This window comes from Acidovorax sp. Root402 (assembly GCF_001425125.1).
Lineage (GTDB): Bacteria > Pseudomonadota > Gammaproteobacteria > Burkholderiales > Burkholderiaceae_C > Acidovorax > Acidovorax delafieldii.
In genome coordinates this window covers 710,958-728,612 of sequence record NZ_LMDQ01000013.1, presented here as the reverse complement: position 1 = coordinate 728,612, position 17,655 = coordinate 710,958, and the positions used below count along the sequence as shown (strand labels likewise).

Genomic DNA, 17,655 nt, shown 5'->3' with positions numbered 1-17,655 from the left:
CAACGCACCGCAGCGTAGGCAAACGCAGTTCAAAAAAGAAACAAGCAAGCAGCACACTACAAAAAGAATAGCCACCTAGGCATGTTCCACTAGCGCAAGCAGCCCAAACCGCTCAAAAACTACTGCGGCACAGCCGCCACTTTCACCACAGGCTGATCCCCCCACCCGCCTCCGAGCGCCCGAATCAACCCCACCGTCGCCACATACTGCGCCGTCCGCACCTGCAACTCCTGCCGCCGATTGCGCAATTCGCTGCGCCGCGCGTCCAGCAACTCCAGCTGACTCACCAAGCCATTGCGATACCGCACATCCGACAACTGCGTGGCCCGCCGCGCAGCCGTCACCGCCCGCCCCTGCGCCTCGGCCTGGCCGGAGAGCAAACGCAGCGAGGTCAGTTGATCCTCCACGTCACGAAACGCATTGAGCACCTGCCCCCGGTGGTCCGCCAGCGCAGCCTCCAGGCGGGCCTTGGCGCCCTCGATCTGGGCATCGCGCTGGCCGCCGTCAAAGATCGGCAGCGACAGCAGCGCACTCACGCCCCAGGCTCGGGCCGACCACTTGAACAGATCGCCCAGCTCGGGCGACGCATGCCCCGCATTGCCCGTGAGCGTGACCGCCGGGAACCACGCCTTCTGCGCCACGCCCACGCGCGCTTGCGCGGCCAGCACGGCAGTTTGCGCGGCTGACACATCGGGCCGGCGCGCCAGCACCGTGCCGGGCACGCCCGGCGGAATCACCGGCAACGCGGCGTCGCCCGTCGCGGGCGGCAGCACAAAACCACTGGCCACCTCGCCGGCCAGCACGGCCAGCGCGTTGGTCAGCAGGGCCTGCTGGCGCTGCAAGGCCAGGGCATCGGACTCGGTGGCCGCCACCTCGGTCTGCACACGGGCCACGTCCAGCTCGGCCACATCGCCGGCCTGCAGGCGGCGCTGCGTGAGGCGCAGGGTGTCCTGGTAAGCGGCCAGACTCTCTTGCACCAGCACCTGCTCGGCCTGCACGGCGCGCAGCTGCAGATAGGTTTGCGCCACGTCAGCCTGCACCATCAGGCGCGTGCTTTGCAACAGGGCTTCGCGCGCGTCAGCGTCCAGCCGTGCGGCGTCGCTGGTTTGCGAGAGGCGGCCGAACAGATCCAGCTCGTACGAGGCATTGAGCCCCGCCGTACCCAGCGTGGCGGGTGCTGCGCTGCCCGTGGTGGCAGCGCCCGCCTGGCGCGTCACGCCCGCCGAGGCGCCCACCTGCACCGAGCGCGCGGCGTCGGCAGAGCGCAGCAGCGTACGCGCCTCGGCCAACCGTGCTGCCGCCTGCTGGATGCTGGTGTTGGCCTGGCCCGCGCGCTGCACCAGGTCGGCCAGCACCGGGTCTTGAAAGCCCAGCCACCACTCGCCGCGTGGCTGCGCCTCGGCGGGGGCCGCGACCGTCCAGGGGGCGGTAGGCAGCGCGTCGCCCCCTGCCGTGAAGCTGGCGGGCACGGGCACACCCGCATGCGGCGCGGGGGCCACGGGCTGGGTCATACAACCGGCCAGCACCAGGGCGGCGGCCAGGGGCGCCAGCAGGCTGCGCTTGCGCGCCGCAAAGGCACCGTCGGTGGAGTTTTTCTTCAATAGCAAATCGGTCATGGTTGGTCTCCTGCCCCGCCCGATGTACCCGTTGCAGTCGGCAGCGGGTGCACCGTGGAGCGCGCATCTAGGGCCACAAAGGTCGTTGTTGTCACCGTGGTCAAAAGCATCATTCGTGCTCCTTGCGTGGCGCAGCCAGCACGGGGTGCGCGGTGCCACCGGTGCCAGTGTTGTGCGAGATAGGCGCCACATGCGCGCCATGCTCCACCAGCGGGCGGTTGCCAGCCAGTTTGCGCAGCAACACGTAGAACACAGGCGTGAGGAACAGGCCGAAGGCCGTCACACCAATCATCCCGGCGAACACCGCCACGCCCATGGCGCTGCGCATCTCCGCACCCGCTCCGGTGGACAGCACCAGGGGCAGCACACCCATCACAAAGGCCAGCGAGGTCATCAGGATGGGGCGCAGCCGCAGGCGGCTGGCTTCGATGGCGGCCTGCACAGGGGTGCGCCCGGCAAACTCCAGCTCACGCGCAAACTCCACGATCAGGATCGCGTTCTTGGCCGACAGCCCCACCAGCACGATGAGCCCGATCTGCGTGAACACGTTGTTGTCGCCGTTGCTCAGCCACACCCCGGTCATGGCCGCCAGGATGCCCATGGGCACGATCAGGATGATGGCGATCGGCAGCGTGAGGCTTTCGTACTGCGCGGCCAGCACCAGGAACACCAGCAGGATGGCCAGCGGGAACACCAGCACGGCGGAGTTGCCGGCCAGGATCTCCTGGTAGGTCAGCTCGGTCCATTCGAAGGTGATGCCCTGGGGCAGCGTCTCCTTGGCGATGCGCTCGATGGCCGCCTGCGCCTGGCCTGATGAATAACCGGGCGCGGGACCGCCGTTCACATCGGCGGCCAGGTAGCCGTTGTAGCGCATGGCGCGTTCGGGGCCGAAGCTCGGCTCCATCTTCATCAGCGCCGACAGCGGCACCATCTCGCCGGTGGCAGAGCGCACCTTGAGCAGGCCCACGTCTTCGGCCCGCGCACGGTAGGCCGCATCGGCCTGCACGCGCACGCTGTAGGTGCGGCCAAACTGGTTGAAGTCGTTGGCGTACAGGCTGCCCAGGTAGATCTGCAGCGTGTCGAAGATGTCCGTCACGGGCACGCCGAGCTGGCGTGCCTTGGTGCGGTCGATGTTGGCGTACAGCTGCGGCACGTTGACCTGCCAGCTGGTGAACAACCCCGCCAGCTCGGGCGTCTGGTAGGCCTTGGCCATGAAGGCCTTCACCGCGTTGTCCATGGCTTCATAGCCCAGCGAGGCACGGTCTTCGATCTGCAGCTTGAAGCCGCCTGTAGTGCCCAGGCCCGCCACCGGAGGCGGCGGGAACATGGCGATGAACGCGTCCTGGATGCTGCCAAACGCCTGGTTCAGCTGGCCTGCCACGGCGCCGCCGCTCTGGTCGGCGCGGGTGCGCTCGGCAAAGGGCTTGAGCGTGGCGAACACGATGCCGGAGTTGGAGCTGTTGGTGAAGCCGTTGATCGACAGGCCGGGGAAGGCGATAGCGTCTTCAACGTTCGGGTTCTCCTTCATGATCTCGCCCATGCGGCGGATCACGTTCTCGGTGCGGTCCAGCGTGGCGCCGTCGGGCAGCTGCGCAAAGCCGATCAGGTACTGCTTGTCCTGCGCGGGCACGAAGCCGCCGGGCACGATCTTGAACAGGCCGACTGTGGCGCCCACCAGCGCGAGGTAGATCACGAACATCAGCGCCTTGCGGCCGATGACGCGCTTAACGCCGCCGCTGTAGGCCTCTGAGCCGCGGTGGAACAGGCGGTTGAAGCCGCGGAACAGGCCACCGAACACCTTGTCCATACCGCGCGTGAGCGCGTCCTTGGGCTCGTCGTGGCCCTTGAGCAGCAGTGCTGACAGCGCGGGCGACAGGGTCAGCGAGTTGATCGCCGAGATCACCGTGGAGATCGCAATGGTCACCGCAAACTGGCGATAGAACTGGCCAGTGAGCCCGCTGATAAAAGCCAGTGGCACGAACACCGCCACCAGCACCAGTGCGATGGCAATGATGGGGCCGGAGACTTCGCGCATGGCGCGGTAGGTGGCCTCGCGCGGGGTCAGGCCCGCCTCGATGTTGCGCTCGACGTTCTCCACCACCACGATGGCATCGTCCACCACGATGCCGATGGCCAGCACCAGCCCGAACAGGGAGAGCGCGTTGATCGAGAAGCCCAGCAGGTGCAGCACGGCAAACGTACCCACCACCGACACCGGCACAGCCAGCAGCGGGATGATGGACGCGCGCCAGGTCTGCAGGAACAAAATCACCACCAGCACCACGAGGGCGATGGCTTCGAGCAGCGTGTGGATCACAGACTTGATCGACGCACGCACGAACTGCGTGGGGTCGTACGCAATCCGGTACTCCACGCCTTCGGGCATGTTCTTCTGGATCTCGTCCATGGTCTTGCGCACGTTGGCCGAGATGTCGAGCGCGTTGGAGCCCGGCGCCTGGAACACGCCCATGCCCACGGCCGGGTCGTTGTTGAGCAGCGAGCGCAGGGAGTAGTCGGCTGCGCCCAGCTCCAGGCGGGCGATGTCGCGCAGGCGTGTCACCGCACCATCCGCACCGGTCTTGACGATGATGTCGCCGAACTCTTCCTCGGTCTGCAGGCGGCCCTGCGCGTTGATGGACAGTTGCAGGTCCACGCCGGGCAGGCCGGGCGATGCGCCCACCACACCTGCAGCGGCTTGCACGTTCTGGCCGCGGATGGCGGCCACCACGTCGCTGGCCGAGAGGCCGCGCTGCGCGACCTTTTGCGGGTCGAGCCACACACGCATGGAGTAGTCGCCACCGCCGAAGATCTGCACCTGGCCCACGCCCTGGATGCGCGCAAGGCGGTCCTTCACGTTGAGCACGGCGTAGTTGCGCAGGTAGTCGATGTCGTAGCGGTTGTTGGGCGAGACCAGGTGGACCACCATGGTCAGGTCCGGCGCGCTCTTGACGGTGGTGACGCCCAGGCGGCGCACTTCCTCGGGCAGGCGCGGCTCGGCCTGCGAGACGCGGTTCTGCACCAGCTGCTGGGCCTTGTCGGGGTCGGTGCCGAGGGCAAAGGTCACGGTCAGCGTCATCACGCCGTCGGTGGTGGCCTGGCTGCCCATGTAGAGCATGCCTTCCACGCCGTTGATGGACTCCTCCAGCGGCGTGGCCACGGTCTCGGCGATCACCTTGGGGTTCGCGCCTGGGTACTGTGCGCGCACCACCACGGAGGGCGGCGCGACTTCAGGGTATTCAGAGATGGGCAGACCGCGCAATGCGATGAGCCCCCCGAGGAAGATGAGCACCGACAACACCCCGGCAAAGATGGGGCGGTCGATGAAAAAGCGGGACAGGTTCATGGATGCAAATTCCTGGTGTCCAGCGCGCTCAGGCGGCTGGCGACTTGGCGGCGTTCTTGGCTTCCTTGCGATCACCCGCAATCTCGGCCTTGGCGGTCATGGGCACAGGCTGTGGCGCCACCACGGCACCGGGGCGCACGCGCTGCAGGCCGTTGACGACGATGTTCTCGCCCGCCTTGAGGCCCGAGGTGACCACGCGCAGGCCGTCAATCGGCGCGCCCAGGGTGACCTCGCGGTACTCGGCCTTGTTGCCCTCGCCCACCACCATCACGAACTTCTTGTTCTGGTCGGTGCCCACGGCACGCTCGTTGATGAGCAGCGCCTGGGTGTTGCGGGCCTGGCCCATGCGGATGCGGGCGAACTGGCCGGGGATGAGCGAGCCGTCTTCGTTGTCGAACACGGCGCGCACGCGCACGGTGCCGCTCTTGGCATCGACCTGGTTGTCGATGAGCTGCAAACGACCGGCGTGCGGCGTGCCGCCCGTGGTGCCCGTGCCCATCTGGACAGGGATGCGCTCGATGAGCTGGCGGGCGCTATTGCCGCGCTGGCCGCTTTGCAGGTCGGCCAGGGCCTTCACCACGATCTGCTCATCGGTGTCGAAGCTCGCGTAGATGGGGCTGACCGACACCAGCGTGGTCAGCACCGGGGCGCCCGCGCCGGCCGCCACCAGGTTGCCCACGGTGACTTCGATGCGGCCCACACGGCCCGCCACCGGTGCGCGCACCTGGGTGTAGCCCAGGTTCAGCTTCGCGGTCTGCAGCGCGGCCTGGGCGGCGCGCAGATTGGCATCGGCCTCGCGCTGGGCGTTCAGGCGCTCGTCATGTTCGCGCTGGGCGATGGCTTTTTCTTCGAGCAGGCGCGTGGCGCGCTCCAGTTCGCTGCGGGTGTACGACAGGCGGGCCTGCGCAGCGACCACCTGGGCTTCGGCGCGGTCCACCTCCGCGGCGTAGGGGGCTGGGTCCACCGTGACCAGCAGGTCGCCCTGCTTGACCAGTGAGCCTTCGCGGAAGTGCACGGCCTGCACGGCGCCCGAGACGCGGGGGCGCACGTCCACGCGCTGCACGGCTTCGAGCCGGCCAGAAAACTCGTCCCACAGGGCGATGTCTTTTTGCAGCACGGCAGCCACCGACACCGGCATGGCGGGCGGGGCTGCGGGGGCGCTATCCGCCTGCGCCACGGGTGCCTGAAACACCAGAACAGCAGCCGCCACGGTGGCCGTCACGGCCGTGGCAAGGGTGGCCAGACCCAGGGGGCGGCGCTGGGAGAACTTGGAGAAGGATGGGAAGTTCATGGTCACTTTCGATCAGTAGGTGTGCCCTTGTGGAGCACGCTGTGAAACTTGTCTGCCGTGCGCTGGCGCCTGTGGGCTGCGCTCGGCAGGTGTCAATGCAAAGGGGGCGGAACGCAGTCTCGGCAATGACACGGTGGAAAGGTCAATACCCCGGCGACAAACACCGGGGCGGCCTGCGTGCCACCGTCAAAAGACGGTGCGGCCAGGTGCGCTGTGACAGCGGCCGCAGGCCAACGGGATCAGGGGTGCATGCATGGTGTGTTCTTTCCTCCGTGTCGTTTGAATGGGTAACGTGGGCTCTAGGACATGCGGAGCGGGCAACGCCGGGCAAGCGTTTCCCCTCCGGCACGCCAGGCCGGAAATCAAGATGTAAAAAGGGAATGGGGCTCGCGCCGAGCCCGCGTTTCTCTGCCTCCACCCGGGTGGAGGTCAGCGGCTGTCAGGGATGTGAGAAGGTGTCAGGGGCCGTCGTCAGGACGGCACCGGACTTCGCGTGGAGGCAAAGAACTGCCGGAACTGCTCCTGCGCACCCGCCGCACACGGACATTCATGCGGGCCGGTCTGCAGCAGGGCATCGGGCCACTGCGGGTTCTTGGAGAACACGTGGCGGGTGACCGGCAGGCCGGCAGCCTCCAGCCGGGCCGCGTAGGCCAGCGCCTCGTCGTGCATGGGGTCGGTGTCGCCCACCAGGATCAGCGTGGGGGGCAGCCCCGCCAGGCGCTGCGCACCGGCAGGCACCGCATAGGGGTGCTCGGCATCGCGCGGGCAGCGCAGAAAGTTGCGCCAGCCCTCGGTCCATTTGCAGCCCGTGGAATCCCCCGTGGCCTCGCGCAGCGACGCGGTGCCCACACAGGGGTCCAGCATGGGCGACAGCAGGATCTGCCCGGCCAGCGGGGGGTGAGACTGGTCACGCGCCATCAGTGCCACGGCCGCCGCCAGGTTGCCACCGGCCTCTTCGCCCGCCAGGTACACGGCGGCGCCCTGCCCGCCGAGCTTGGTGCGGTGCTTGTGCACCCACTTGAGCACACCGTAACCCGTGTCCACCGGCTGCGGAAAGGGCGTGAGCGGATACGCGACCGACACCACCACGGCCCCGGCACTCTCCAGCAGAGAAGCCACCGTGCAGCCGTTGTCCAGATCGCCCGACATGAAAGCCCCGCCGTGGAAGTGCACGACCACCGGTGACGCCTGACCGGTCTTCTTGCGGCCGTACATGCGCACTTCCACGTCCTGCCCCTGGGCCACCTCAATGGTGGAATCGGTGCAGACGGACGCAGCCACCCCGGACGCCTTGGCGGGCGCCGCAGCGGGCTGCGTGGGCAAAGAGGATGAAGACGGGCGGTCGGGCTGCATGGCAGGTACCCAGTAGGTAGGTGGATAGGTGGAAGGTCGGTTGACGATGGATGAAATGTAGTGGGTTGGGCCTTTCTGATAAACAGGTCAAACACCACCGCACTGTTTCCAAAAGCTCAACAATCAAACCGGGGCGCCCGTGTGAGAATTCCTCAGCACCCAATCTGGGTGCTGATGACTCAAGGAGAAGCCATGGACCAGATACAGGCCATGCGCATATTCGTGCGGGTGGTGGAGGCCGGCACGTTTACCCGGGCAGCGGATTCGCTGAGCCTGCCCAAAGCCACGGTGACCAAGCATGTGCAGGCGCTGGAGGAGCGGCTGCGCGTGAAGCTGCTCAACCGCACCACCCGCCGCGTGACCGTGACACCCGACGGCGCGGCCTATTACGACCGCACGGTGCGGCTGCTGACCGACCTGGACGACATCGAGGCCAGCATGACCAACGCGCGCGCCAACCCGCGCGGGCGGCTGCGCATCGACGTGGGCACGTCGGTGGCCCAGTTGCTCATCATTCCGCAACTGGCGGAGTTCCATGCCCGCTACCCGGACATCCAGGTGGACCTGGGTGTGAGCGACCGCACGGTGGATCTGATCGGGGACAACGTGGACTGCGTGATCCGGGGGGGCGAGCTGAGCGACCAGTCACTGGTGGCGCGCCGCATTGGCAACCTGGAGTTCATCACCGTCGCCGCACCCGCCTACCTGGAGCGCAAGGGCACACCCACGCACCCGCTGGAGATCGAGGAGAAACATGCCAGCGTGATCTACTTCTCGCCCCAAAGCGGGCGGCACTATCCGCTGGAGTTTCGCCGGGGTGATGAGTCCATCGACATCACCGGCCCCTACCAGCTGAGCGTGAACGAGGCCAACGCCTACGTCACCTCCATCGTGGCGGGCCTGGGCATTGGCCAGATCACCAGCTGGCAAGCCCAGCGCTACCTCGCCAGCGGAGCCCTGGTGCAACTGCTGCCGGACTGGACCCAACCCCTGCTGCCCGTGTATGTGGTGTACCCGCCCAACCGCCACCTGAGCGCCAAGGTGCGCGCGTTTGTGGACTGGGCGGCCGAGCTGTTCCAGCGCGAGGCCCATCTGCAGCGCAAAGCCTGACGCACCCTGAGCCGGTTCTATGGTGGCGGTGGTGGGGTGAACGCCCGATGCAAACGACAGGATTGCCCTCAGGGCGTGTTCACGCTCCCAGTCTGTATGCTTGGAGCCATGAGCACTCCAGAGACCCCGCCACCCGCCCCACCGGCCAACAAGCCCACCCAGCCGCGCAACCCCCTGCACGGCGTGACACTCGAAGCCATGGTGGTGGGCCTGGCCGACTACTTTGGCTGGGATGAGCTGGGGCGGCAGATTCCCATCCGCTGCTTCCAGATCGACCCCAGCGTGGGCTCCAGCCTCAAGTTCCTGCGCAAGACCCCCTGGGCGCGCGAGAAGGTCGAAAGCCTCTACCTCTTCATGCTGCGGGACCAGCGGCGCAACGCGCAAGAATGACCAGCGATGCGCGCAGCCATACCGCAACAATGCCCAATCAGGCGGCGCATTCGGCACAGCTGAGCGCGCGGTATCGCAACTTTCTGGTACCACTGCTGGCGCTGGGCGCCATGGGTGGTTTCAACGCGCTGCTGGTGGCCCGGTCTGGAGCCGGTGATGCAGGCTGGTGGCCGGTGGCCTGGCTGGCCACCGTGTTCCTGGGGGTGTTCTTCAGTGCGGCCTTCATGGCGATGGCGGGCCGCCGCAAGCTGCCGGTGGCCTACGGCATCGCGGTGGGCACGCTGGTGGGCCTGGGGCTTACCGCCTGTGGGCTACTGCAGGCCCACCTGCACGCGCCGTGGGGTGCAACCCTGCCCGCCTGGTTAGCGTGGTTCAGCAGCCCCCAGGCAAGGGCCTGGCTGGGCTCGCCCTGGGCACCGCTCCTTCCCTACGCAGCGGGGCTGGCCTGGCATGGCGCCGCCCTGCTGGTTTTCAATCGCCGGACGTCACCAGAAAATCGCGGCTGATGCCGCCACCCAGGTCGTTCACCCGGTCCAGGAACTGCGTGAGGAACGCGTGCAGCCCGGTCGCCAGGATCTCATCGATGCGGCCGTACTGCAGGTCGGCCAGCAGGCGCCCTGCCCTGCGGCTGGTCTCGGCGGACTGCCCGTTGGCCAGCACGGCCAGGTTGTCCACCACCTCGCGCAGGCACGCGTGCAGCGAGCGCGGCATGTCGCGGCTGAGGATCAGCAGGTCGGCCACGCGGCCCGGCGTGATCACGTCGCGGTAGACCTTGCGGTACACCTCGAACGCCGACACGCTGCGCAAGATGGCGCTCCAGTGGTAGAAGTCGCTTTCCTGGTTGCGGTCGCTGGGGCGGCCAAAAAAGTCGTTCTTGACCGCGTGGAACTTCACATCCAGCAGGCGCGCGGTGTTGTCCGCGCGCTCCAGGAAGGTGCCCATGCGCAAGAAGTGAAACGCCTCGTCCTGCAGCATGGTGCCCAGCACCACGCCGCGAGAGAGGTGCGAGCGGTACTTCACCCATTCAAAGAACTGGCCTGGGTCGCGCTCGAACGCGCCGCCTTCCAGTTGCCGGTGCAGTTCCAGCCAGGTCTGGTTCTGCGTCTCCCACACCTCGGTGGTGAGCGCACCGCGCACGGCCCGCGCGTTCTCGCGTGCGGCACGCAGGCACGACAGGATGGACGACGGGTTGTTGCCGTCGTGCACCATGAACTCCAGCACGTTGGCGGGCGTCACTTCACCATGCTTGGCGGTGTACGCAGGGATCAGCTCGCTGATGGACAGCAGGCCCTCCCAGCCTTTTTGCGCCACATCGGCAGCCTGGGGCAACAGGGAGGTCTCGTAGCTCACATTGAGCATTCTTGCTGTGTTCTCTGCCCGCTCTGTATATCGGGACATCCAGAACAGATGATCGGCAGTGCGACTTAGCATTTTTCCTCCCCGGGCAGAGAACCCCGCGCGTGCTGCGCACGCTGGCTGTGTTGTGGTGAAACCTCGCTTTCGGCGGCGTTTTCAGCCCGCTCGGTGTAGCGGGACATCCAGAACAGATGGTCGGCGGTGCGGCTCAGCATGTTCAGAGGCTCCCTTGCGATTGACTTTGCGACTGACCTTGTCCCTGCGATTGCGATTGCGATTGCGATTGCGATTGCGATTGCGACTGGGATTGCACGGCCTTGGGTTGCGCTGCGGGCGTACCCTCGCCCAGCACCCAGGTGTCCTTGGTGCCGCCGCCCTGCGACGAATTCACCACCAGCGAGCCCTCTTGCAGCGCCACGCGCGTGAGGCCGCCGGCGGCCATCTGCACCTCGCGGCCGCTGAGCACAAAGGGGCGCAGGTCGATGTGGCGCGGGGCAATGCCGCTTTCCACGTACGTGGGGCAGCTCGACAGGCTGAGCGTGGGCTGCGCGATGTAGCCCGCCGGGTTGGCCAGCAGCGCGCGGCGAAAGTCCTCGATCTCGGCCTGCGTAGCGGCAGGGCCGATGAGCATGCCGTAGCCGCCCGCGCCGTGCACCTCCTTCACCACCAGGTCCTTGAGGTTGGCCAGCACGTGCTGCAGGTCGTCCTGCTTGCGGCACATCCAGGTGGGGACGTTCTTCAGGATGGGCTCCTCGCCCAGGTAGAAGCGGATCATCTCCGGCACATAGGGGTAGACGGACTTGTCGTCCGCCACGCCCGTGCCCACAGCGTTGCAGATGCCCACGTTGCCCGCGCGGTAAGCCTCCATGAGGCCGTAGCAGCCCAGGGTGGAATTGCGGCGGAAGACTTGGGGGTCGAGGAAGTCATCGTCCACGCGGCGATAGATCACGTCCACCCGCTGCAGGCCGCGTGTGGTGCGCATGTACACGAACTTGTCCTTGACCACCAGGTCCTGGCCCTCCACCAGCTCCACCCCCATCTGCTGGGCCAGGAAGGCGTGCTCGAAGTACGCACTGTTGTGCATGCCGGGCGTGAGTACCACCACCGTGGGCTCATCCGCCGTGGCGGGGGCGCTGGCGCGCAGGGTTTCGAGCAGCATGTCGGGGTAGTGGGCCACCGGCGCCACCTTGTGCATGCTGAACAGCTCGGGGAACAGCCGCATCATCATCTTGCGGTTTTCGAGCATGTAGCTCACACCGCTGGGCACGCGCAGGTTGTCTTCGAGCACGTAGTACTCACCATTGCCCTGGGCATCGGGGGCGCGCACGATGTCGATGCCTGCGATGTGCGCGTAGATGTCCTGCGGCACATGCACGCCGGCCATCTCGGGGCGGTATTGCGCGTTGTTCAGGATGAGGTCGGCGGGCACGATGCCGGCGCGGATGATGTCCTGGCCGTGGTAGACGTCGTGGATGAAACGGTTGAGCGCCGTGACACGCTGCACCAGCCCCTGCTGCATGCTGGCCCACTCGTGGGCCGGAATGATGCGGGGGATCAGGTCGAACGGGATCAACCGCTCGTTGCCTGCGCCGCCTTCATCCTTGGCGCCGTAGACGGCGAAGGTGATGCCCACGCGCCGGAAGATCATCTCGGCTTCGGCCCTGCGGGCCTGCATCACGTCAGGGGGCTGTTTGCTCAACCACTGCGCATAGCGCTTGTAGTGTTCCCGCACGTCGCTGCCATCAAACGGCAGCATGGCGTACATCTCGTCAAATTTCTGCATGAACGGGCCTCCTGCGATCAGGATAGCAAGTTGTGAGCCCACCCCCGCCCAACACCCCTGGCGGCGCTGCGCCATCGGCCCCGAATCAGTCGTCCCGTGGCACCATGCGGTGCTGCCAGTAGCGCTCGCCGGTGTCGCGTTCGCAGGCCACCTGCCCAGGCTGCGACGAGGACCAGCGGGCGGCCCCGCAGCGCGACGATTCCACCACCGCAATCTGGCGCGCACGGTAGCGCTGCAGCACATCCGGCGCCGGATGACCGAAGCGGTTGCGATAACCAGCCTGCACCAAAGCGGTGCGCGGCTGGACAGCCTCCAGAAAAGCCGCCGACGACGAGGTCTTGCTGCCGTGGTGCGGCACCAGCAACAGGTCGGCCCGCAAGGGCGCACTGCGCGCCAGCAAGGCTTGCTCCTGCAGTGCCTCGATGTCGCCCACCAGCAGGGCCGTCCCGCCCTCGGGCCCGGCGGCCGTGATGCGCAGCACGCAGCTGAGTGCATTGGGACGCGGGGCCTTGGCCGCCACAGGGGCGTCGTCACCGGGCAGCGGATGCAGCACCTCGAAAGCCACGCCATCCCACTCCCAGCGCTGGCCTGCCAGGCAGGGCCTGCTGGGGCGCAGGCGCTGCAGGGCGTGCTCGGCTTCGATGGAGCCGGTCAGTTCGGCGCGTGGCTGCTGGGCCAGCACGGCCGCTGCGCCGCCCGTGTGGTCGGCATCGCGGTGGCTGAGCATGAGCACATCCACCTGCTCCCCCAGCGCCCGCAGCAGCGGCACCAGCACGCGGTGGCCCGCATCGCTCTCGCGGCTGAAGCGCGGCCCCGCGTCATACAGCAGGGTGTGCGTGGCCGTGCGCACCAGCACGGCATTGCCCTGGCCGATGTCGGCGGCCAGCAGCTCCAACTGCCCCGCAGCCGGCCGCTCGGGCTGCCACCACAACACCGGCAGCAGCAGGGGCAACGCCAGCAAACGCAGGCGCCAGGGCAGGCGCATGGCCAAGAGCGCGCCCCCTGCCACCGCCGCCACACCCGCCCACAGCGGCGCGGCAGGCAAAAACACAGCGGCCCAGGGCCACTGCGCCAGCCACTGCAGCAACGCGGTGAACGGCTGCAGGCTGAGGGCCGCCGCACTCCACAGCGGCGCCCACAACACGCCCCCCAGCGCCAGCGGCGTGACCACCAGCGTCACCCAGGGGATGGCCACCAGGTTGGCGACAAAACCCACCAGCGACACCTGGCCAAACAGCAGCAAGCCCAAAGGCGTGAGCGCGAGCGTGACCACCCATTGTTCACGCACCAAGGCATAAAAACGGCCTATAGCGCTAGTACCAATTGCCTCAGCAGCTATCGGATTAGTAGCAAACAGCACGCCCACCGCCACAAAGCTGAGCCAGAAGCCTGCCTGAGCCAATGCCCACGGGTCCAGCAGCACCACGGACCCGCAGGCCAGCAGCCACACCTGGGGCCAGGGCCAGCGGCGCCCGCTCAGCTGCAGCAGCCCCACGATGGCCAGCATGGTCACGGTGCGCTGCGCAGGCACGCCCCAGCCGCTGAACAGGGCGTAGGCCGTGGCCAGCAGCACACCCGACACCAGTGCGGCGGATTGCGCAGGCACCGCCAGGCTCAACCGGGGCGAGCGCCGCCACAACGCCCGCACCACCAGCGCCGCCAGCCAGGCGAACAGCGTGATGTGGAGACCCGAAATGCTCATGAGGTGGGCCACCCCGGTGGCACGGAACACATCCCAGTCTGCACGGTCAATGGCACGCTGGTCGCCGGTGACCAGCGCCGCCACCACGCCCGCCGTGCGCGTGAGGGTGGGGTCGGCGATGTCATTGCCCGAGCCATCCTGCCCGAATACCAGGCGCTCCAGGATGGCGTCCCGCACACGCTGGCGCAGCTGCTCCACCGGGTACTGCCAGGTGGCGGCCACACGCACCGGCGGCTCATCCTTGGGGCCCGCGCGCACGTAGCCCGTGGCCTGCAGGCCCTGCTCCCACATCCACAGTTCGTAGTCAAAGCCATGCGGGTTGCGCAGGCCATGGGGCGCCTTCAGGCGCACGGTGATCTGCCACCGCTCGCCCGCCCGCACGGGTGCGGGCTGGCGTTGCAGGTCCAGCACCTCGCCCGCACCGCCGAAAGCGCCGCCATACCAGGCCACATCCACCAGGGGCGGCAAGGACACCGGCGCGCCTTGCAGCTTCGCCCCCTCCACCACCATGCGCCAGCGGGTGCCCGCCTCGTTGATCTGCGGCATGGCGGCCACCACGCCAGTGATGCGCAGGTCCTTGCCCTCCAACACTGCCGGCAATGCCTGTGCCTGGTAGGCCACGGCCCGCAGGCCGGTGCCTCCCGCCATGGCCAGCACCCCCGCCAGCAACATCAGCCAGGGCGCCATGGCGATGGCACTGCGAGCCCAGCGAAGCCCTGGGCGCCGCCGCGCGGCGGCCACCGCACCACCGCCCAGCAGCAAGCCAGCCGCCAGCATCCAGCCATAGGCCGCAGCGGACCACAGCGTGGGCTGCTGCAGCTGCAGCGCAGCCCCGGCCACCACGCCCAGCAACACAGCGGGCAACAGCCACGGACGCGGGGGCAATGGCCCCTCCACACCCCGGCCTGTGGCGGACAGCGGCGTGGCATTAGAGGCGCTTATGGCGGACATGCGCTGATGCTAATGCGCCGCCAGGACCTGCCACGTCGGCGCAAGGGTGGGGTGCTGTGTAACACTTACCGCGCTCGGCGGCCTGCGCACCAGACCGCTCTCGTCTATCCACCCACACTTCCTAACGAGGACCACCATGAGCGTTTACGACAAGCTGAAAGAACTCAACATCACCCTGCCCCCCGTGTCGGTGCCCGCCGCCGCGTACGTGCCCTATGTGCAGACGGGCAACTTGGTGTTCCTGAGCGGCCACATCGCTCGCAAGGACGGCAAGCCCTGGGCTGCACAGTTCGGCCGCGACATCGGCACCGAAGAAGGCAAGCAGGCTGCGCGTGCTGTGGCCATCGACCTGATGGGCACGCTGCAAGCCGCCTGCGGCGGCGACCTGAACCGTGTCAAACGCATCGTCAAGGTCATGAGCCTGGTGAACTCCACGGGCGACTTCACCGAGCAGCACCTGGTGACCAATGGCGCCAGCGAACTGCTGGGCCAGGTGTTTGGCGAGAAGGGCGTGCACGCCCGCAGCGCCTTCGGCGTGGCCCAGATCCCCATGGGCGCGTGCGTGGAGATTGAACTGATCGCCGAACTGGCCTGACAGACCGCGCGCCCCAGCAAAAAACCCATGGCATCACTGCCATGGGTTTTTTGTTGCCTGTGCAGTGCAGGGTCCGCCGCCTGGGCCTGCGGCAGCCGGGGGGCACCCACCTGAGCGTGTCAGAAAGATTCCCAGTCCTCTTCCGCCCCGGCCGTGGCACCGTGCTTGGCGCCTTGCTTCACGCCTGGCGATGATGCAGGCGATTTCGCCAGTGCCGCCGGGGCACTCGCAGTGCTGATGCGGGCTGCAGGGGCACCGCCCGCAGTGGCGGACGCTGCGGGCTTGTTGCGGGTGGCGGGCATGGCGGTTGTCGCCTTGGCCGCACCGCGCGCGACCCCAATGGCGGCCTGCGCAGGCCCGTAGCTGGCGGCGTTGACCTTGAACATGGACACCTCGCGCGCGAGGTGATCGGCCTGCTCGCGCAGGCTTTGTGCTGCCGCAGCGCTTTCTTCCACCAGGGCGGCGTTCTGCTGGGTCATCTGGTCCAGGTTGCTGATCGCCTTGTTGACCTGCGACACCCCAGCGCTCTGCTCGGACGATGCGGCGGTGATCTCGCCGATCATGTCGGTCACGCGCTGCACCGACTGCACGATGTCGGTCATGGTCGTGCCCGCATCGGACACCAGGCGCGAGCCGGTCTCCACCTTCTCCACCGACGCGCTGATGAGCTGCTTGATCTCCTTGGCCGCCTCGGCACTGCGCTGGGCCAGGCTGCGCACCTCACTCGCCACCACGGCAAAGCCCCGGCCTTGCTCGCCGGCACGCGCGGCCTCCACCGCCGCATTGAGCGCCAGGATGTTGGTCTGGAACGCAATGCTGTCGATCACGCCAATGATGTCTGCGATCTTCTTGCTGCTGTGGTTGATGTCCTCCATGGTGGCCACCACCTGGGTCACCACCTCGCCGCCCCGGCGCGCCACGCCGGTGGCACCCGCTGCCAGGCTGCTGGCCTGCTGGGCGCTGCCCGCGCTTTGCTGGATGGTGCTGGTGAACTCCTCCATCGCGGCGGCCGTCTCCTGCAGGTTGCTAGAGGTCTGTTCGGTGCGGGCCGACAGGTCCTGGTTGCCGGTCGCGATCTCTGCGCTGGCGATGGCAATGCTGTCCGTGCTTTGGCGCACCTGGTGCACCATGCGCCCCAGCGCATTGCTCATGGCATAGAGCGAGCGCAACAGATCGCCAAACTCGTCGCTGCGCGTGACAGCCTCCTGCAGGCTCAGGTCGCCACCTGCAATGCGTTCGGCCAGTCCATTGGCCTGGGCCAAGGGCCGCTGGATGCTGCCAATCAGGTAATACGCCCCCACGATGATGGCCAGCAGCAGCAGGCCCACGGCCACCGCGGCGATCTTGACGGTGAGCATGCGTTCGGCCGCCATCGCCACCTGCGTCTCTGCGGCGTTCTTCTGCAGTTGGGCCACAAACTCGCGCAGAGCAGCGAGGTAGGCCGCCACGGAGGGGTTGTACTTCTGGTTGATCAGCGTCACGGCCTGATCTTGCTGACCGTCACTCTTGAGCTTGCGGGCCTCGCCACGCAGATCGATCATGGTCTTGCGGGCGGCCGCAATCTTGTTCATCTGGGCCTTGTCGGCGTCGGACAAGGCCATGGATTCGAGCGACTTCTGCACCTCGCTGATCTGGGCCGACGTGGCCGCAATGACGTCTTTGAACTCTGCTTCCACCGCTGGGTCGTTGCTCACGATCAGCGCCTGGGTGCGCGCTGCATTGGTTTCTGTCAACCCCGACCAGCGCAGGGCGGCCTGCACCCGCGCCTCCATGTCCTTGCTCACGGCATCGGCCTGGGCTTGCACTTTTGCAGAGCGGTAGGCCGCAAACCCCACCACGGCGACCAGCATGACCACGATCAGAATCACAGCCAGCCACAGCTTGTGGGCCATCCTCAATTGTTTAGGCATGGAGGTCTCCTGGAGTGTGTTTGTCACGAGATGTTGCTCGCTTTCCGACAATTGCACAAACCAGGAGCGGCCGCATGAGGGTCATCCCCAAGCATGATCGGAGGCGCCGCCAAAGGCGCCGGGTGCGGCAGACCCGTTTCGCGCACCCCGCTCCACTGGCAGCGGCGACGACTGAAGCGGCGAAAAAACGCAGCGATAGGGCCCCGGCCGAGCGCTGCGCCGCAGGCAATGCTGCAGTACGGGTGTGGCTGCAGG

Annotated in this window: 13 protein-coding genes; 4 read left to right on the top strand and 9 right to left on the bottom strand. The window is 67.3% G+C overall.

All coding sequences use genetic code 11. The features are described from left to right. Positions 1–119: 119 nt before the first annotated feature. The 4 genes from ASC83_RS10735 to ASC83_RS10720 form a co-directional block, all read right to left on the bottom strand. A complete protein-coding gene (locus ASC83_RS10735) occupies positions 120–1,616 on the bottom strand; it encodes an efflux transporter outer membrane subunit (RefSeq protein WP_200938918.1) in 1,497 nt (498 codons plus the stop codon). A gap of 109 nt (positions 1,617–1,725) precedes the next feature. Beyond that, positions 1,726–4,959, bottom strand: a complete 3,234-nt coding sequence (locus tag ASC83_RS10730; protein ID WP_056061763.1) for an efflux RND transporter permease subunit — start codon at positions 4,957–4,959, stop codon at positions 1,726–1,728. A 28-nt stretch (positions 4,960–4,987) separates the two neighbouring features. Continuing rightward, positions 4,988–6,250, bottom strand: coding sequence for an efflux RND transporter periplasmic adaptor subunit (locus ASC83_RS10725; protein ID WP_056061759.1), 1,263 nt, complete (start codon positions 6,248–6,250; stop codon positions 4,988–4,990). A gap of 471 nt (positions 6,251–6,721) precedes the next feature. Beyond that, positions 6,722–7,603: an alpha/beta hydrolase gene (locus tag ASC83_RS10720; RefSeq protein WP_192418796.1), complete on the bottom strand. Its 882-nt coding sequence runs from the start codon at positions 7,601–7,603 to the stop codon at positions 6,722–6,724. 192 nt (positions 7,604–7,795) lie between these two features. Between ASC83_RS10720 and ASC83_RS10715 the strand changes: the two genes are divergently transcribed. The 3 genes from ASC83_RS10715 (at position 7,796) to ASC83_RS10705 (ending at position 9,609) form a co-directional block, all read left to right on the top strand. Beyond that, the gene (locus ASC83_RS10715) at positions 7,796–8,713 is read left to right on the top strand and encodes a LysR family transcriptional regulator (protein WP_056061756.1); all 918 of its coding nucleotides are present in this window, start codon (positions 7,796–7,798) and stop codon (positions 8,711–8,713) included. A gap of 108 nt (positions 8,714–8,821) precedes the next feature. Continuing rightward, positions 8,822–9,103: a VF530 family DNA-binding protein gene (locus ASC83_RS10710; RefSeq protein ID WP_056061753.1), complete on the top strand. Its 282-nt coding sequence runs from the start codon at positions 8,822–8,824 to the stop codon at positions 9,101–9,103. 29 nt (positions 9,104–9,132) lie between these two features. Then, positions 9,133–9,609, top strand: a complete 477-nt coding sequence (locus tag ASC83_RS10705; protein ID WP_056061750.1) for a hypothetical protein — start codon at positions 9,133–9,135, stop codon at positions 9,607–9,609. On the opposite strand, the gene ASC83_RS10700 is transcribed toward ASC83_RS10705, so the two are convergent. From ASC83_RS10700 to ASC83_RS10690, 4 genes are all read right to left on the bottom strand, one after another. Next, positions 9,575–10,534, bottom strand: a complete 960-nt coding sequence (locus ASC83_RS10700) for an alpha-E domain-containing protein (RefSeq protein ID WP_055400923.1) — start codon at positions 10,532–10,534, stop codon at positions 9,575–9,577. The genes ASC83_RS10705 and ASC83_RS10700 overlap by 35 nt on opposite strands. After that, entirely contained in the window at positions 10,528–10,674 is a 147-nt protein-coding gene (locus tag ASC83_RS23515; protein ID WP_082522415.1) for an alpha-E domain-containing protein, read from the bottom strand. Before ASC83_RS23515 ends, ASC83_RS10700 begins: the two co-directional genes overlap by 7 nt. Positions 10,675–10,676: 2 nt before the next feature. Further along, complete coding sequence (locus ASC83_RS10695) at positions 10,677–12,242, bottom strand: circularly permuted type 2 ATP-grasp protein (RefSeq protein ID WP_056061747.1); 1,566 nt, start codon at positions 12,240–12,242, stop codon at positions 10,677–10,679. Between the two features lie 85 nt (positions 12,243–12,327). After that, a complete protein-coding gene (locus ASC83_RS10690; protein ID WP_082522414.1) occupies positions 12,328–14,895 on the bottom strand; it encodes a DNA internalization-related competence protein ComEC/Rec2 in 2,568 nt (855 codons plus the stop codon). 136 nt (positions 14,896–15,031) lie between these two features. Here ASC83_RS10690 and ASC83_RS10685 point away from each other — a divergent pair, with 136 nt between their 5' ends. Further along, the gene (locus tag ASC83_RS10685; RefSeq protein WP_008906002.1) at positions 15,032–15,490 is read left to right on the top strand and encodes a RidA family protein; all 459 of its coding nucleotides are present in this window, start codon (positions 15,032–15,034) and stop codon (positions 15,488–15,490) included. 119 nt (positions 15,491–15,609) lie between these two features. Here ASC83_RS10685 and ASC83_RS10680 read toward each other — a convergent pair whose 3' ends face one another. Further along, a complete protein-coding gene (locus ASC83_RS10680; protein WP_056061744.1) occupies positions 15,610–17,400 on the bottom strand; it encodes a methyl-accepting chemotaxis protein in 1,791 nt (596 codons plus the stop codon). Between the last annotated feature and the right edge of the window lie 255 nt (positions 17,401–17,655).

Excerpts from the sequence above, each read along its gene's own strand:
- ASC83_RS10735 (WP_200938918.1), bottom strand. The coding sequence starts at position 1,616 with ATGACCGATTTGCTATTGAAGAAAAACTCCACCGACGGTGCCTTTGCG.
- ASC83_RS10730 (WP_056061763.1), bottom strand. The coding sequence starts at position 4,959 with ATGAACCTGTCCCGCTTTTTCATCGACCGCCCCATCTTTGCCGGGGTG.
- ASC83_RS10725 (WP_056061759.1), bottom strand. The coding sequence starts at position 6,250 with ATGAACTTCCCATCCTTCTCCAAGTTCTCCCAGCGCCGCCCCCTGGGT.
- ASC83_RS10720 (WP_192418796.1), bottom strand. The coding sequence starts at position 7,603 with ATGCAGCCCGACCGCCCGTCTTCATCCTCTTTGCCCACGCAGCCCGCT.
- ASC83_RS10715 (WP_056061756.1), top strand. The coding sequence starts at position 7,796 with ATGGACCAGATACAGGCCATGCGCATATTCGTGCGGGTGGTGGAGGCC.
- ASC83_RS10710 (WP_056061753.1), top strand. The coding sequence starts at position 8,822 with ATGAGCACTCCAGAGACCCCGCCACCCGCCCCACCGGCCAACAAGCCC.
- ASC83_RS10705 (WP_056061750.1), top strand. The coding sequence starts at position 9,133 with ATGCCCAATCAGGCGGCGCATTCGGCACAGCTGAGCGCGCGGTATCGC.
- ASC83_RS10700 (WP_055400923.1), bottom strand. The coding sequence starts at position 10,534 with ATGCTAAGTCGCACTGCCGATCATCTGTTCTGGATGTCCCGATATACA.
- ASC83_RS23515 (WP_082522415.1), bottom strand. The coding sequence starts at position 10,674 with ATGCTGAGCCGCACCGCCGACCATCTGTTCTGGATGTCCCGCTACACC.
- ASC83_RS10695 (WP_056061747.1), bottom strand. The coding sequence starts at position 12,242 with ATGCAGAAATTTGACGAGATGTACGCCATGCTGCCGTTTGATGGCAGC.
- ASC83_RS10690 (WP_082522414.1), bottom strand. The coding sequence starts at position 14,895 with ATGTCCGCCATAAGCGCCTCTAATGCCACGCCGCTGTCCGCCACAGGC.
- ASC83_RS10685 (WP_008906002.1), top strand. The coding sequence starts at position 15,032 with ATGAGCGTTTACGACAAGCTGAAAGAACTCAACATCACCCTGCCCCCC.
- ASC83_RS10680 (WP_056061744.1), bottom strand. The coding sequence starts at position 17,400 with ATGCCTAAACAATTGAGGATGGCCCACAAGCTGTGGCTGGCTGTGATT.